This is a genomic window from Sphingomonas natans (assembly GCF_030546695.1).
Taxonomy (GTDB): Bacteria; Pseudomonadota; Alphaproteobacteria; order Sphingomonadales; family Sphingomonadaceae; genus Sphingomonas_I; species Sphingomonas_I natans.
Genome location: NZ_JAUOTP010000003.1, coordinates 438,847 through 452,648, shown reverse-complemented (window position 1 = coordinate 452,648; position 13,802 = coordinate 438,847). Strand labels below are relative to the sequence as shown.

Below are 13,802 nucleotides of genomic sequence, written 5' to 3'. Positions count from 1 at the left end.
GCGAGATACAGGCTGTATGTCGCTTCGGAAAAAAAGTTCGGGGAGAGGCAGACGTGGCTGATGTCGAGGTGATGGCGCGTGCGTTGCGCGATTACCTGCCAGATGGCGACCGCATCACGCGCATCGTCTCGCTCACAACCGGATTCTCCAACGAGACCTACCGGATCGAAGGGCTCGACCTCATCCTGCGCCTGCCGCCCTCTGCCGGGGCGATGCTCGACGGTCACGACGTGATCGCCCAGGCGCGCATCTATGAAGAGCTCGGGCGGCGACCGGACGCACCGCGCGTGCCAAAGATCGTCGCCATCTGCGACACGCCGGAGATTCTGGGCGTCCCGTTCTTCGTGATGGAGCGCCTGCCCGGCGAAGCGATCGACGACCTTGAGATGCAGGCCTGGTTTGCAGAGGGCAGTGACGCCCTGCGGGCCGATATCTGCCGCCAGTGGGTCGCCGCTTATGCCGGGCTCTCGCGCCTGGCGCCGCTCGACATCTTGGGCGCGCCGGTAGCGCCCGAAGAGGATGCGCGAACCTGGCGCGCCTTCGCGCTGAAGGCGCAAAGCCCGCGACTGGCCGGCCTGTTCGACCGGCTGCTGAGCGTACCGGCGCCGCGCAGCGGCCCGCCGGGCCTCATCCATGGCGACAGCAAATTGGCCAACATCCTGTGGGTGGATGGCCAGGTCGGCGCGGTGCTGGACTGGGAGATGGCGCTGAACGGCGAGCCGCTCGCCAATCTGGGGTACATGCTCTACGCGCTCGAAAGCAAACATCACGCCGCGACCCGTGCCTACAAATTGTCGGGAATGCTCGTGCGTGATGAGGTGATCGCGCTTTGGGAAGAAATCTCCGGCCGGTCGGCCGAAGGACTGGTCTGGCACGAAATCGCGCAGATGGGAAAGCTCGCGGCGATTATCGCCGAGGGTGCCAACATGTTCGCGAGCGGCCGAAGTTCGGATCCCAAGCTGACGATCTTCGCCCGCAGTCTCGAATATTATATCGGCGTCATGCAAAGCATGATCGATGACGCCGGCTTCTGAACACGGAGAAACCGGACATGATACCCTCGATTGCGCCCCTGACCGACGCCGACGAGCTGTTCAATCATCAGATCGTCAACACCCATGCCGCCGTCGGCACGGCCGATCGCTCGTGGACCGAGAAGGCCTGGTTCACGCTGATCCGCAAGGATGCGACGCTCCAGGTCGGGCTCGGGCTCGGCAAATATCCCAACCGCAACGTCATGGACGGCTTCGCCGGCGTCCAGCGCGGCACGCAGCAGCGGACCGTGCGCGCCAGCCGCGTGCTCGCGCCGCGCTTCGACGATATGAGCGTCGGACCGATCGCCTGCGAGGTGATCGAACCTTACAAGACCCTGCGCATCACCCTCGCCGAGAATGACGCGCAGCCGCTGCGCTTCGACCTGCTCTTCCACATGACAATGCCCGCCTTCTTCGAAAATCGCGACATCGTCGTCCATGGCGGCCGGACCGCGTCCGACCTTATCCGCTTTCATCAGCCCGGCACCGTGTCCGGCTGGATCGAGATCGACGGCGAGCGGATCGAGGTTAACCCGGACGATTGGTACGGCTTTCGCGACCGCAGCTGGGGCGTTCGCGAGCATGTCGGCCTGGATCCGACCGACCTCGTTCCCGGCAATGTCGGCATCTCCAGCAGCGACAAGACCGGCAGCGCGTTCCATTTCAACTGGCTGGTCTCGAAGATCGATCGCCCGGATGGGACCAGCTACGATCTGGCCTATTACTTCCGCGACTATGGCGGGCTGGGTGCGCCGACCTTCTTCACCGGTCATATCAACGAGAGCGACGGCCGCCAGATTCCGATCCTCCATCTGCATCCCGAGATGGACTATCGCGACCAGGACCGCGGCGCGATGCGCGGTCGGGTCACCGCAATCCTCGCGGGCCCGGGCAAGCAGGTGGTCGAGCGCGTTTTCGATATCGAGGTGATCAACCCGGAAATGGGGTTCCGCCTGCTGCCGGGCATGTATGGCGCGTGGAAGGGGCAGGTGCACGGCAGCTACAAGGGCGAGGATTTCCTCGACGGCGAATGCATCGACGACGTCAACGCACCCGCCAAACTCGCCGAAACCTACCGGTGGCAAATCCGGGATCGGCCTGTACGGATCCGGGAAGGCGAGAACGAAGGGTTTGGCGATATGGAAAGCATCATTCTGGGCGATTATCCCGGGGTCCGCATCGTCTGAGCGGGCGGGGGCGCACATCCGTGGCGGCGCTCCCCCATACGAAGCGCGGCGGCAGTCCGCAGGATCAGCAGAAGCGGGCCACCGCGACGCGCGATACGATCCTGGCCGTTGCGCGCGCTCTCTTTGCCGAGGCTGGCTATCACGCGACCGCAACCACGGAGATTGCGGCGCGCGCCGGCCTCACGCGCGGCGCGCTCTATCATCATTTCGACGACAAGGAGGCGCTGTTCCTTGCCGTCTCGCGCCTCCTCGCCGAGGAACTGGCCGAGCGCTCGAGCGCGGCTGCCGCGGGCCTGTCGGGCAATCTGTGGGCGCAGGTCACCGAAGCCTTCCGCACCTATCTGCTGTTGATCGTCGCCCACGCCGACTATCGCCGCATCCTGCTCATCGACGGACCCGCCATCCTGGGCTGGGTGCGCTGGCGCGAAGTGCAGGCCGATCATGTCGCCAACCGGACGGCGGACGCGCTTCAACTGCTGATGGATGCCGACCTGGTCGAACCGCGTGCCACGCTGCCGCTCGCAACGATGATCCAGGCGGCCCTGCATGACGCAGCCCTGACAATGGCGAATGCGCCGGAGACCGGCGCGACGCGGGACGAGGCGCTGGCGACGTTCCTCTTCATTCTGCGCGGCATCGGCCGCTAGCTTTTTCGGCCGAAGTGGACCCACAAGGCAGGCCTGCGACAGGAGGCCCAAGGCGTCGCGTGCGCCGGCGGCAACGAACCATCCGTCCCACGCGGCAGTCCATCGGATTTGGCCGATTTCCGCCGCTGGTTACCGCCCAGGCGATGTTGTGGGCTTGGCCGGCAAAGGGCGGGTGTGCATTTCGTAGGCGATCTCGCACCAGCCCAGGATGACCATGCCGCCACACCGCCTGGAGATCCGCACGCGCCTTTGCGCCCCGCTCATGATCCTATGCTGCACGGCCGGGACCGCCGCGATGGCACAACGTCCCACCGCCGCGCAGGAAGGTGGCTCGCCGCAGTCTCCGCCGGCCGCCGACAGTCCCTCGACGGCTGCCGCCCCCTCGACGCCGTCCGCCGAGCCGCCGACGGGTCCCGATCCGGCAGGCGCCGCCATGATGCAGGAGGCGATGAAGTTCGCCAAATTCGATGCCCTGAAATCGCAGGGTCAGACGACCGACCTGCCCGGCAGCTACGATACGATCCTGCAGGATCGCGGCGGCATGCGATCCTGGCTGTACGATCATGATCTGTGGTTTCGCGCGCAATCGGTGAACACCTTCTCCTACGATGTCGCCAAGGGCAAGAGCTCGAAGGACCCGCACGTGTTCAGTGGTCAGAAGCCGACCGGCGGAACCTCGAACGAAGCCCGCATGTCCTGGAAGTTCGCCGGTACGGACGAAGACGTGACCCAGCTCAATGTCGGCTTCCAGGTGTCCGGTGTCACCTTGGCGTCAGCTCGGACCGTCCAAGGTCTTCTTCGACCGCGTCGACATTTCATCGACCCTGTTCGACAACACGCTTCAGGTGACCGTTGGCTTCGGAACGAACCTGCTCAACTATATCGGCATCTTCGCCGGGGGTAATCCGATCCTCGCCAACGAAGTTGCCGCGACGATCCCCATCGAGACCGGGCTCAGCGGCAGCACGGCGCCGACGCCCCTGATCAACATTACCCTCAACGGCAAGGACGGCCTCTATTCGAAGACCGGCCTGCAGCGCAGCATCGGTCCCGACGGCCTCATCGCGGAGGCCGAAGACAATGGCGTCGGCCTGAAGCTGACCCGGCACGGCGCCAAGCCGCTCGTCATCGAGGAAGTCGGCATCCTGCGTCCGGCTTCGCCCGACGGCCATCAGATCTGGCTGCGCGCAGGCGGCCTGTACTATACGACAGACTATGCGCGTCTCGACGGCCGCGGCACGAAACGCAACTGGATGGCCTATGTGCTTGCCGACTATCAGCTGGTCCAGCCGAGCAAGGCCGAGCCCTATCGCGGCATCTTCGTCGGGGCATGCGCTCTGATCGCGCCGAAGAGCGTCAACGTCTACGCCCAGACCTACGAGGTGCGGACCTATGCGATCGGCATGCTGCCGGGCCGGCCGACGGATCAGATGTCCTTCACCGTCGGCTACAATGTCTTCAGCTCCACGGCTGGCAAGACCTATTCGCTGCTCGGCGCCGCGACCCACAAGGGCCAGATTTCGGTCGGCTTCCTCTATGCCTATCACATGGCGCGCGGGCTCTATCTGTCGCCCTCGATTACCTATATTCGCAATCCGTCCTTTATCGGCACGTTCAAGCCGGCCCTGAACCTGGGTACGGCCCTGACTGTCATTCTCTAAGCCGCGCCGGATCCTGCCGCACGCGGCCGCGACGGGGATGTGGCTTATCATCGCCGCCCGCGCCGCTCCGGTCGCATCTCCTCGTGAGGCGACCGGATTCCCGGCGCGTCAGCGCCGGGACAGGATGTCCTTCAGGAAACGGTGCACTTCTGCGTCGATCTCCGCGCCTTCCGGGCTGCCGGGAAAGCCGGTGTGCGGGCCGGCTTCGGTCACATGCAATTCGGCCTCGACGCCGGCGGCGCGCAGCTTGCGATGCATGCGGACCGTGTTCGACAGATACAGGTCGCGCGTCCCGCTCGTCAGGAGCGTCGGCGGGAAGCCCGACACGTCGCCGAACAGCGGAGACAGATACGGGTGCGTCAGATCATGGCCCGCCGCGTAGAGCAGGTTGACTGGCATGAGGCTGCGCAGGCCCGGATCGACGCCGTCATTCGTGTGGAACGAGTCGCCGGATTCGGTGAGATCGGCCTCCGGAGTGGCCAGGATCAGGGCCGCCGGCATGGGCAGCCCCTCGTCGCGCGCGCGCAGCAGCAAGGCGGCAGCCAGATTGCCGCCTGCCGAACCGCCGCTGACGATGATCTCCCCCGGCGAGCGCTCCTCCAGCAAGGCGCGATAGGCCGCCATAGAATCGTCCAGTGCCGCAGGATAGGGGTGGGCCGGCGGCATCCGATAGTCGACCGCCCACACCCGTCGTTGCAGGCGCGCGGCCGAGCCGACGCCCATGAGGCGGCACAATTCGCCTCCACACATGATGAGGCCGCCGCCATGCAGGTCCAGCACGATGCTGCGATCGCCCTCCTCGCGCCCCGGCGGAACGATGTCGAAGATCCGCGCGCCGTCTGCGACCCGCTCCTCGACCTCGCCGGTGGCCTGCGCCATGATCGCGCTCAGCATCGGCAGGATCGCCTGGTCGACGGCGGTGACATAAGCGCTCCAGCCTGCCACGTCGTCGATCGCGGGGTAGGGGGCCGAGGGCGGCTGCGGCATCAGATAGGCGCGTGCCACATCGCTCAGATAGGCGGGCGCCGGGATCGTTCGGGCAGGAACCTGCATCGCGTTTTCCGGGCCGTCATTCGCCATTGTCATTGTCCTTCGAGTTTTGGCCGAGCGCGCGCCGCGCGGTCCGGCAGAGCAATCTGATCGCAGTTCGTAAGATCCAACCGCATGCTCTCCAACCCCGGTCCCGGGAGACATCCGCTCTTTCGCGCGGGCATCGCCCGGCCGCTGTTTTTGCCCGACGAAATGCATGGCGCCTGAAGCATTGTGTATTATCGCCTCCGCGCGCTAGCAGCAATCCGAAGGTGCGGAGGCAGGTCCGGCTCCAGGTTTTTGAACCCGGCGCACGGGCCGACAGCGGACAGGGGAGGGAAGGCGTGTATCTTGGAACGCATGCGCGCGTGCAGCCGGAGCACCCGGCGCTCCTGTTGCCGGCGACCGGCGAGAGCCGTACCTATTTCGAGCTCGAGTGCCGCACGAACCAGCTGGCGCATCTGCTGCGCGCGCATGGTCTGAAACCCGGCAGTCATATCGCCCTGTTCATCGGCAACGATCTGGCCTTCTTCGACGTGGTCTGGGCCGCGCTGCGATCCGGTCTCTATGTCACGCCGGTCAATCGCTACCTGCCCGCAGGCGAGGCGGCCTATATCGTCGACAATTGCGACGCCGAGGCGCTGATCGCGTCGGCCAGACTTCCGGAATCGGCCGAGCTCGGCCGGCTCGCGTCGCGGTGCGCCGTGAAGCTCTCGGTCGACGGCGTGATACCGGGCTTCGACGCCTTCGAGCCCGCAATCGCGGCCTTTCCGACCACGCCCGTACCCGACGAGCAGATCGGCAGCCTGATGCTGTATTCGTCCGGCACCACCGGACGGCCGAAAGGCATAAGGCGACCTCTTTCGGGGCGCCCGGCCGCCGAGGGAAACCCGGCCATGAAGGCGACGGGAGACAGTTTCGGGTTCGGCCCCGGCACCGTCTACCTCAATCCCGCGCCGCTCTACCATTCCGCGCCCGCCGGCTTCACGACCGCCGTCCTCCAGGCCGGGGGCACAGTCGTGCTCATGGACCGGTTCGATCCGGAGGCCGCCCTGTCGCTGATCGACCGTTATCGGGTCACGCACAGCCAATGGGTGCCCACGATGTTCATCCGGATGCTCAAGCTGCCCGCCGACGTCCGCAGCCGCTATGATCTCACCAGCCACCGATGCGCGATCCATGCCGCAGCCCCGTGTCCGGTCGAGGTGAAACGGGAGATGATCGGCTGGTGGGGGCCGATCCTCGAGGAATTCTATTCATCGACCGAGCAGGCGGGTTTCGCGCGGATCGGGAGCGTGGAGTGGCTGGCCCATCCGGGGTCCGTCGGACGCGACCCCAATGCCCCCTTTCACATTTGCGACGAAGACGGTCGCGAATTGCCGCCGGGCGAGCCGGGTCTCATCTTCGGAGAGTCGCCGTCCGGGGTGCAGTTCAGCTACCATAAGGACAATGGCAAGACGGCCAGCGCGTCCCATCCACTCCACCCGACGTGGCGGACGGTCGGCGACATCGGTTATGTCGACGAAGAGGGATATCTGTACCTCACCGACCGCAAGTCCTTTATGATCATCTCGGGCGGCGTGAACATTTATCCGCAACAGATCGAGGATGCGCTGGCGCTGCATCCCAAGATTGCCGACGTCGCCGTGATCGGGGTGCCCAACGTCGAGCTCGGCGAGGAGATCAAGGCCGTCGTCGAACCCGCTTCGGGCGTCGTTCCCTCCGATCTGCTCGCCCAGGAGATCATGCAGTTCGTTCGCGAACGGCTGGGCCGCCAGCTCACGCCGCGCACGGTCGAGTTCACCGACGCGCTGCCCCGCCTGCCCACGGGCAAGCTCTACAAGAAGGCGCTGCGCGATCGGTACTGGCCGGCGCCAGAGATGCGCGCACTCTAGCCGCGTCACCGTCAAGGGCCGGGCCTGGTCGAGGCATGGCCACGCACCTGCCGCCAACGACCCAGCTTTCGGGACAGCGTCATATGACCTTCGAGACACTCCGTTATGCAGTCGACGACGGGATCGGGATCGTGACTCTCGCGCGACCGGAGCGCCTGAATGCGGTGAATGGCGCGATGATCCGCGACCTGCTGACGGTGCTCGACCGCGTCGATGCCGATGACGATGTCCGCGCGCTGATCATCACCGGGGAAGGGCGCGCTTTCTGCGCCGGTGCCGATCTGTCGCGCGGCACCGGCAGTTTCGTGGATCCAGCCTCTGCCGCAGCACTCGGACCAGGCGGCAAGCCCGATTATGGCCGTCCGGAAATGCGCGACGGCGGCGGGATCGTGGCGCTGCGCCTCTATGCTCTACTCAAGCCGGTGATCGCCGCGATCAACGGCCCGGCGGTGGGGCTGGGGATTACGCTCACCCTGCCGATGGACATCAGGCTCGCAAGCTCCGACGCCGACTTCCGCTTCGTGTTCGGGGCGCGCGGCATGGTCCCGGAAGCCGCATCCGGCTTCTTCCTGCCGCGCCTGGTCGGCATCTCGACAGCGCTGGAATGGTGCTACGCCTCGCGCACGGTGACGGCTGCCGACGCTTTGGACAGCGGGCTCGTTCGCGCCGTCTATCCGTCGGAGGAATTGCTGGGCGCAGCGCGGCGTCTGGCTGCAGACTGCGCAGCCGGCTCGGCGCCGGTTTCGGCCGCCCTCATCCGCCACCAGATGTGGCGCGGCCTGGCGGCGAGCCACCCCATGGACGCGCATCGGATCGACAGTCGGGGCATTGCGGCGCGCAGTCGCAGCGCCGACGCGATCGAGGGCGTGGCCGCATGGCAGGAAAAGCGGTCTCCGATCTTTGGAGAGCGCGTCTCACGCGACATGCCGGACTTCTTTCCCTGGTGGGAGGAGCCCGATTATCGCTGAGCGATCGGTCGCCCGGTTCGTGCCGGCCGTCCCGAATAGGCCCGGAAACCCTTCATATATCGCCCGCGCGGTGCGCGGGCGGTTGCACCCGCCTGACCGCAAGAGGAGAATGTGCCATGCATGAATTCTCTCCCGATACGTCGGCTGATCGGATTGTCTATCGGCTCGCAGGCGTGCCGCTCAGCGAGATGCTCGCCGCTGCCGAACATCTGACCCTTGGCGCTCACGGCGCGCTGGTGACCTATTCGCGCAAGGTCTTCATTCCACTGACGCGCCTGTGCCGGGACGTCTGTCATTACTGCACGTTCGCAACCTCGCCCCGCGCGGTCGGCAAGGCCTATCTGACGCGCGACGAGGTGCTGGCGATCGCGCGCGCCGGTGTGGCCGCAGGCTGCCGCGAGGCCCTGTTCACGCTCGGCGACGCGCCCGAGGCGCGGCACGCCGCGGCGCGGACAGCGCTCGACGCGATGGGGCACGAAACGACGCTCACCTATCTGCGCGAGATGGCGGCGGCGGTGCTCGAAGAGACGGGACTGCTGCCGCATCTCAATCCCGGTCTCATGACCGACGCCGACTATGCCGCCCTTCGCCCGGCGGCGGCGTCGATGGGGCTCATGCTCGAGACCATATCGCCCAGGCTCTCGCAGCGCGGCGGGCCGCATTTCGGCTCGCCCGACAAGGTGCCGGCACGCCGGCTGGAGACGATCGCGGCGGCGGGCCGCGCTCGCGTCCCGTTCACGACCGGGCTGCTCATCGGTATCGGCGAGACGCGCGACGAGCGGATCCAGGCGCTGACCGAGATCCGCGATCTCCACGCCCGCTACGGTCATATCCAGGAAGTGATCGTCCAGAACTTCAAGGCCAAGCCGGGCACGCGCATGGCCGCCTTTCCCGAGCCGTCCCTCGAAGAGCATCTGTGGACGATCGCGGCGGCGCGTCTGATCCTCGGTGGGGCGATGACAATCCAGGCGCCCCCGAACCTGCAGCCGGACGCTTTGTCGAAGCTTCTGGCCGCCGGCGTCAACGATTGGGGCGGGGTTTCCCCGGTCACGCCCGACCATGTGAACCCGGAAGCCCCCTGGCCGCATCTGGAGGCGTTGGCCGCAGCGACTGCGGCCACCGGGCGGGTGCTGGTCGAACGCCTAGCCATCGGACCGGCTTTTGCACGCGAGCCCAGCCGCTGGCTTGATCCCGGCCTGGTGCGTCCGGTCCTGCGCGCCGTGGACGCGCGCGGCCTGCCCGTGACCGAGGCCTGGCGGGCCGGCGGGACCATCGATCCTCCCGCCGTGCCGGGCGGAGGCGCCACCCGCACGTCCGCGACGATCGACGCGATCATCGACCGTGCGAGCGCAGGCCACCGCCTGGACGTGCCGGACATCGTAGCCTTGTTCTCCGCCGACGGACCCGACGTGCTGCGGGTCGCGCGCGCGGCCGATCGCCTGCGCGCCGAGGTGTCGGGGGATGCGGTCACCTACGTCATCAACCGGAACATCAACTACACCAACATCTGCCTGTATCGCTGCACCTTCTGCGCCTTCTCAAAGGGCGGGACGAAGGATCTGCGCGGCCCCGCCTACAAGCTGGACATGAGCGAGATCGGCCGCCGGGCCGCCGAGGCCGGTGATCGCGGCGCGACGGAAGTCTGCCTGCAGGGCGGCATTCATCCCGACTATGACGGGCACACCTATCATCAGGTGCTCGCCGCAGTGCGCGCGGCGGCGCCGGACATTCATATCCATGCTTTCTCGCCGCTCGAGGTCACGCACGGCGCGACCACGCTGGGCCTCTCGCTTGCGGACTATCTGGCGAGCCTCAAGGATTCCGGCCTGTCGACCCTCCCGGGCACGGCCGCCGAGATCCTGGATCCCGAGGTTCGGGCGGTCATCTGCCCGGACAAGGTCAGTGCGGTCGAATGGCTCGACGTGATGCGCGCAGCGCATCAGGCTGGCCTGCGATCGACGGCCACCATCATGTTCGGCCATGTCGACACCTATACGCACTGGGCGCGCCACCTCCTCCTGATCCGTGACCTGCAGGAAGAGACGGGCGGCTTCACCGAATTCGTGCCCTTGCCGTTCGTGCATATGGAGGCGCCGATGTGGCGCAAGGGCCGGTCGCGCTCGGGACCCAGTTTCCGCGAAGCCCTGCTCATGCACGCCGTGGCACGGCTCGTCCTGCATGGCCGGATCGACAATATCCAGGCGAGCTGGGTGAAGCTCGGACCGGTGGGGGCCCGGCTCGCGCTGGGCGCCGGGGTCAATGATCTCGGCGGCGTCCTGATGGATGAATCGATCACGCGCGCGGCCGGTGGCCGCAACGGCCAGCTTTTCGGTGTCGAACAGATGCACGAGCTGGCGCGCAGCGCGGGGCGCCCGGCCCGGCAGCGCACAACCCTCTATGGCGTGGTCCCGGCCGCGCATCTCGAACCAGCAGGAGTTTTCGCATCATGACGGCCATCGGAACAGTTGCGGTCATTGGCGGCACGGGCGATCTCGGTTCGGCGATCGCCCGCCGCCTGGCCAAGGCCGGGCATAGGGTGATCCTGGGGTCGCGAGCTCCGGAAAGCGCCGTCGCGGCCGCCGCGTCACTGGGCTTCGGGCTGACCGGGATGGGCAATGAAGAGGCTGCCAAGGCGGCCGACATCGTCATCGTCACAGTGCCGTTCGCCGCGCAGGAAGCGACGCTGGCCAGCATCGCCGCGCACGTCCAGGGCAAGGTCGTCGTCGACACGACCGTGCCCCTGGTCCCGCCAAAGGTCATGCGCGTCCAGCTTCCGACGGAGGGCTCCGCGGCGGTCCGGGCGCAGCGTCTGCTCGGCGAAGGCGCGATCCTCGTGTCCGCCTTCCACAATGTCGCCGCCCACAAGCTTATCAAGGACGATCCGGTCGCCTGCGATGTCCTGGTGTTCGGGGACGATAAGGAAGCGCGCGGGCGCGTCGTCACGCTTGCCAACGACTGTGGCTTGCGCGGCCTGCATGGCGGGGCGCTCGTCAATTCGGCCGCCGCCGAGGCGCTCACCTCGATCCTGATCTTCCTCAACAAGACCTATGCGGTCGATGGCGCCGGCATTCAGATCACGGGCACGCTGACCGAGCCGGCGTGACGATGGTCGGCTCTGAAGGGCTACGCGTCTTCCCCGTGACGGGGATCGGCGAGATCAAGCCCGGCGACGGGCTCGCCGCCATCATTGCGAACGCGCTTGCCGGACAGGAGCTCTGGCCGGTCGCAGACGATGTTCTTGTCGTCACGTCGAAGATCGTATCGAAGGCGGAAGGGCGCTTCGCGTCGCTCGCCGAGGTCCGGCCGGGCGCGGAGGCGCTCGCGCTGGCGGCGACGACCGGCAAGGATCCGCGGCTCGTGGAACTGATCCTTGGGGAGTCGAGCCGCGTCGTGCGCACGGCACCCAATGTTCTCATCACCCGGCATCGCCTGGGCCTGATCATGGCCAATGCCGGCATCGACCAGTCGAATATCGGCCCGGGCAGCGAGGATCGCGCTTTGCTGTTGCCGACCGATCCTGACAAGGCGGCCGCGGCCCTCTCGGAAGAGCTCGTGGGGGCGCTCGGTTTCGCGCCTGCCATCATCATATCGGACAGTTTCGGGCGTCCCTGGCGGCAGGGCGTCGTCAACGTCGCGATCGGATCCTGCGGCTTCCCGTCCCTCGTCGACCGACGCGGCGCGCCGGATCGGGACGGCCGCCTGATGCAGGTCACCCAGATCGCGCTGGCCGACATGGTGGCCGCTGCCGCCGGCCTCGTGACCGGCGAGGGCGACGAAGGCGTACCGGTCGCAATCGTGCGCGGCCTGCCGGCGACGGCGCCCATCCGACCCGCCTCCGCCTTGCTCCGCCCGGCCGACCAGGATCTGTTCGGATGAGCGTCGTCGTGCTCACCGGTGGCGTCGGCGGCGCCAAGCTCGTGCTGGGGCTGACGCAGATCCTTCCAGCGGATCAGATCACGGCGATCGTCAACACCGGAGACGATTTTCGCCATCTCGGCCTGTGGGTCTCGCCCGATCTCGATACCTTGCTCTACACGCTGAGCGGCAAGGCCAATGCGGTCCAGGGCTGGGGCCGGGAAGGGGAGACCTGGACGTTCCTCGAAACGCTGCGCACGCTGGGCGGCGAGGACTGGTTCGCGCTCGGCGATGGCGACCTGGCACTGCATGTGCTGCGCACGATGCGGATGAGCAGAGGCGACACGCTCGCGCAGATCACCGCGGACTTCGCGCATCACTGGGGTGTCGGCATCACAATGCTGCCGATGAGCAACGACGCGGTCGCCACCAGCCTCGAGACCGACGCGGGGCGCCTCGCCTTCCAGTCCTATTTCGTCGAGCGGCGCTGCGCTCCGGTGGTCGAGCGCATCACCTTTGACGGCGCGAAGCAGGCGAGATCCGCGCCCGGCGTGTGCGAAGCCATCCTTTCCGCCGACACCCGCACCATCCTGATCGCGCCGTCCAACCCCTATCTCAGCATCGATCCGCTGCTGGCCGTCCCGGGCATCGAAGCCGCGCTGCGGGCCGCAACCGCACCCGTCGTTGCCGTGACGCCGATCGTGGGTGGCGACGCGGTCAAAGGCCCCACGGCCAAGCTCATGCGCGAGCTTGGGGTTGCGGTCTCGCCGGCTTCGGTCGCCGCCCATTATGGGACGCTGCTGGACGGATTCCTGGTTGACGAACGCGATCCGACGGCGCAGCTGTCGCTTCCCACCTTCGCCTGCGACACGCTCATGCACAGTCTCGCCGATCGCGTGCGCGTGGCCGAAAGCGCGCTGCGGTTCGCCGACAGCCTGCGGTGAAGGCTTGGCACGCTCTCGTGCCGATCAAGGCCGCTGCCGACCGGAAGACGCGCCTCGCCGATCGGTTGTCGCCTGGCGAGCGCATCGCGCTGAGCGAACGGATGCTGCGGCATGTGCTCGCCATCCTGCAGGCCACGGAGGCGATCGGCTCGATCACCCTGCTGGCGTCGGACCCGGTCGCGGGGTGGTACGGGGCGCGCCTGAGCGATGACGGACGAGGCCTTAATGCCGAGGTCCAAGCGGCTGCCGCGCGGATCGGCGATCCCTTGCTGGTAATTCACGCCGATCTCCCGGCGCTTGCGGTTGCGGACATCCGCGCGCTGACGCACGCCGGCCGGAACGGCGTTGCCCTCGCGGCAGATCGGCATCGTCGCGGCACCAACGCGATCGCGCTCGGGCGCCGCGATGACTTCGTTTTCGCCTTCGGACCCGACAGTCTGGCGCGCCATCGCACCCAATGTAGCGCCACGGCGATCATTGAGCGTCCCGGACTGGCGCTCGACATCGATGTGTTCGAGGATTTGACCCTGTTCGCCGGCGATCGCGCGGCGCGGCAGGCGCAGATCGCATTCTAGCGCCGCC

General features: G+C 67.0%; 13 protein-coding genes. 12 read left to right on the top strand and 1 reads right to left on the bottom strand.

Annotated features, from left to right (window positions below; translation table 11 throughout):
* Positions 1 to 53: 53 nt before the first annotated feature.
* The 5 genes from Q4F19_RS08895 (at position 54) to Q4F19_RS08875 (ending at position 4,529) form a co-directional block, all read left to right on the top strand.
* Positions 54 to 1,034, top strand: a complete 981-nt coding sequence (locus Q4F19_RS08895; protein WP_303541679.1) for a phosphotransferase family protein — start codon at positions 54 to 56, stop codon at positions 1,032 to 1,034.
* A 17-nt stretch (positions 1,035 to 1,051) separates the two neighbouring features.
* Positions 1,052 to 2,221, top strand: a complete 1,170-nt coding sequence (locus Q4F19_RS08890) for a hypothetical protein (RefSeq protein ID WP_303541677.1) — start codon at positions 1,052 to 1,054, stop codon at positions 2,219 to 2,221.
* Between the two features lie 20 nt (positions 2,222 to 2,241).
* The gene (locus Q4F19_RS08885) at positions 2,242 to 2,868 is read left to right on the top strand and encodes a TetR/AcrR family transcriptional regulator (protein WP_303541676.1); all 627 of its coding nucleotides are present in this window, start codon (positions 2,242 to 2,244) and stop codon (positions 2,866 to 2,868) included.
* A gap of 433 nt (positions 2,869 to 3,301) precedes the next feature.
* Complete coding sequence (locus tag Q4F19_RS08880; RefSeq protein WP_303541675.1) at positions 3,302 to 3,772, top strand: hypothetical protein; 471 nt, start codon at positions 3,302 to 3,304, stop codon at positions 3,770 to 3,772.
* On the top strand, positions 3,714 to 4,529 hold the full coding sequence (locus tag Q4F19_RS08875; RefSeq protein ID WP_303541673.1) for a carbohydrate porin: 816 nt from the start codon (positions 3,714 to 3,716) through the stop codon (positions 4,527 to 4,529). The genes Q4F19_RS08880 and Q4F19_RS08875 overlap by 59 nt, the downstream gene beginning before the upstream one ends.
* A 108-nt stretch (positions 4,530 to 4,637) precedes the next feature.
* Here the strand turns inward: Q4F19_RS08875 and Q4F19_RS08870 are convergent, their stop codons facing one another.
* On the bottom strand, positions 4,638 to 5,609 hold the full coding sequence (locus Q4F19_RS08870; protein WP_303541671.1) for an alpha/beta hydrolase: 972 nt from the start codon (positions 5,607 to 5,609) through the stop codon (positions 4,638 to 4,640).
* Between the two features lie 293 nt (positions 5,610 to 5,902).
* Between Q4F19_RS08870 and Q4F19_RS08865 the strand changes: the two genes are divergently transcribed.
* The 7 genes from Q4F19_RS08865 (at position 5,903) to cofC (ending at position 13,795) form a co-directional block, all read left to right on the top strand.
* The gene (locus tag Q4F19_RS08865; RefSeq protein ID WP_303541669.1) at positions 5,903 to 7,453 is read left to right on the top strand and encodes an acyl-CoA synthetase; all 1,551 of its coding nucleotides are present in this window, start codon (positions 5,903 to 5,905) and stop codon (positions 7,451 to 7,453) included.
* 83 nt (positions 7,454 to 7,536) lie between these two features.
* Positions 7,537 to 8,421, top strand: a complete 885-nt coding sequence (locus Q4F19_RS08860) for an enoyl-CoA hydratase-related protein (RefSeq protein WP_303541668.1) — start codon at positions 7,537 to 7,539, stop codon at positions 8,419 to 8,421.
* Positions 8,422 to 8,537: 116 nt separating this feature from the next.
* A complete protein-coding gene (gene cofH / locus Q4F19_RS08855; RefSeq protein ID WP_431312380.1) occupies positions 8,538 to 10,871 on the top strand; it encodes a 5-amino-6-(D-ribitylamino)uracil--L-tyrosine 4-hydroxyphenyl transferase CofH in 2,334 nt (777 codons plus the stop codon).
* A complete protein-coding gene (npdG, locus tag Q4F19_RS08850; RefSeq protein WP_303541666.1) occupies positions 10,868 to 11,524 on the top strand; it encodes an NADPH-dependent F420 reductase in 657 nt (218 codons plus the stop codon). The genes cofH and npdG overlap by 4 nt, the downstream gene beginning before the upstream one ends.
* A gap of 2 nt (positions 11,525 to 11,526) precedes the next feature.
* Positions 11,527 to 12,297 (top strand): coenzyme F420-0:L-glutamate ligase, encoded by a 771-nt coding sequence (gene cofE, locus Q4F19_RS08845; protein ID WP_303541663.1) that lies wholly within the window; start codon positions 11,527 to 11,529, stop codon positions 12,295 to 12,297.
* A complete protein-coding gene (gene cofD, locus Q4F19_RS08840) occupies positions 12,294 to 13,220 on the top strand; it encodes a 2-phospho-L-lactate transferase (protein WP_303541662.1) in 927 nt (308 codons plus the stop codon). Before cofE ends, cofD begins: the two co-directional genes overlap by 4 nt.
* Positions 13,217 to 13,795 carry a 2-phospho-L-lactate guanylyltransferase gene (gene cofC, locus Q4F19_RS08835; protein WP_303541659.1) on the top strand — a complete coding sequence of 193 codons (579 nt, stop codon included), beginning with the start codon at positions 13,217 to 13,219 and terminating at the stop codon, positions 13,793 to 13,795. The genes cofD and cofC overlap by 4 nt, the downstream gene beginning before the upstream one ends.
* The last annotated feature ends 7 nt before the right edge of the window (positions 13,796 to 13,802 follow it).

What these genes read in the sequence shown, in the direction of transcription:
- cofD (WP_303541662.1), top strand. Translation starts at nt 12,294, where the DNA reads ATGAGCGTCGTCGTGCTCACCGGTGGCGTCGGCGGCGCCAAGCTCGTG.
- Q4F19_RS08860 (WP_303541668.1), top strand. Translation starts at nt 7,537, where the DNA reads ATGACCTTCGAGACACTCCGTTATGCAGTCGACGACGGGATCGGGATC.
- Q4F19_RS08890 (WP_303541677.1), top strand. Translation starts at nt 1,052, where the DNA reads ATGATACCCTCGATTGCGCCCCTGACCGACGCCGACGAGCTGTTCAAT.
- Q4F19_RS08880 (WP_303541675.1), top strand. Translation starts at nt 3,302, where the DNA reads ATGATGCAGGAGGCGATGAAGTTCGCCAAATTCGATGCCCTGAAATCG.
- Q4F19_RS08870 (WP_303541671.1), bottom strand. Translation starts at nt 5,609, where the DNA reads ATGGCGAATGACGGCCCGGAAAACGCGATGCAGGTTCCTGCCCGAACG.
- npdG (WP_303541666.1), top strand. Translation starts at nt 10,868, where the DNA reads ATGACGGCCATCGGAACAGTTGCGGTCATTGGCGGCACGGGCGATCTC.
- cofE (WP_303541663.1), top strand. Translation starts at nt 11,527, where the DNA reads ATGGTCGGCTCTGAAGGGCTACGCGTCTTCCCCGTGACGGGGATCGGC.
- cofH (WP_431312380.1), top strand. Translation starts at nt 8,538, where the DNA reads ATGCATGAATTCTCTCCCGATACGTCGGCTGATCGGATTGTCTATCGG.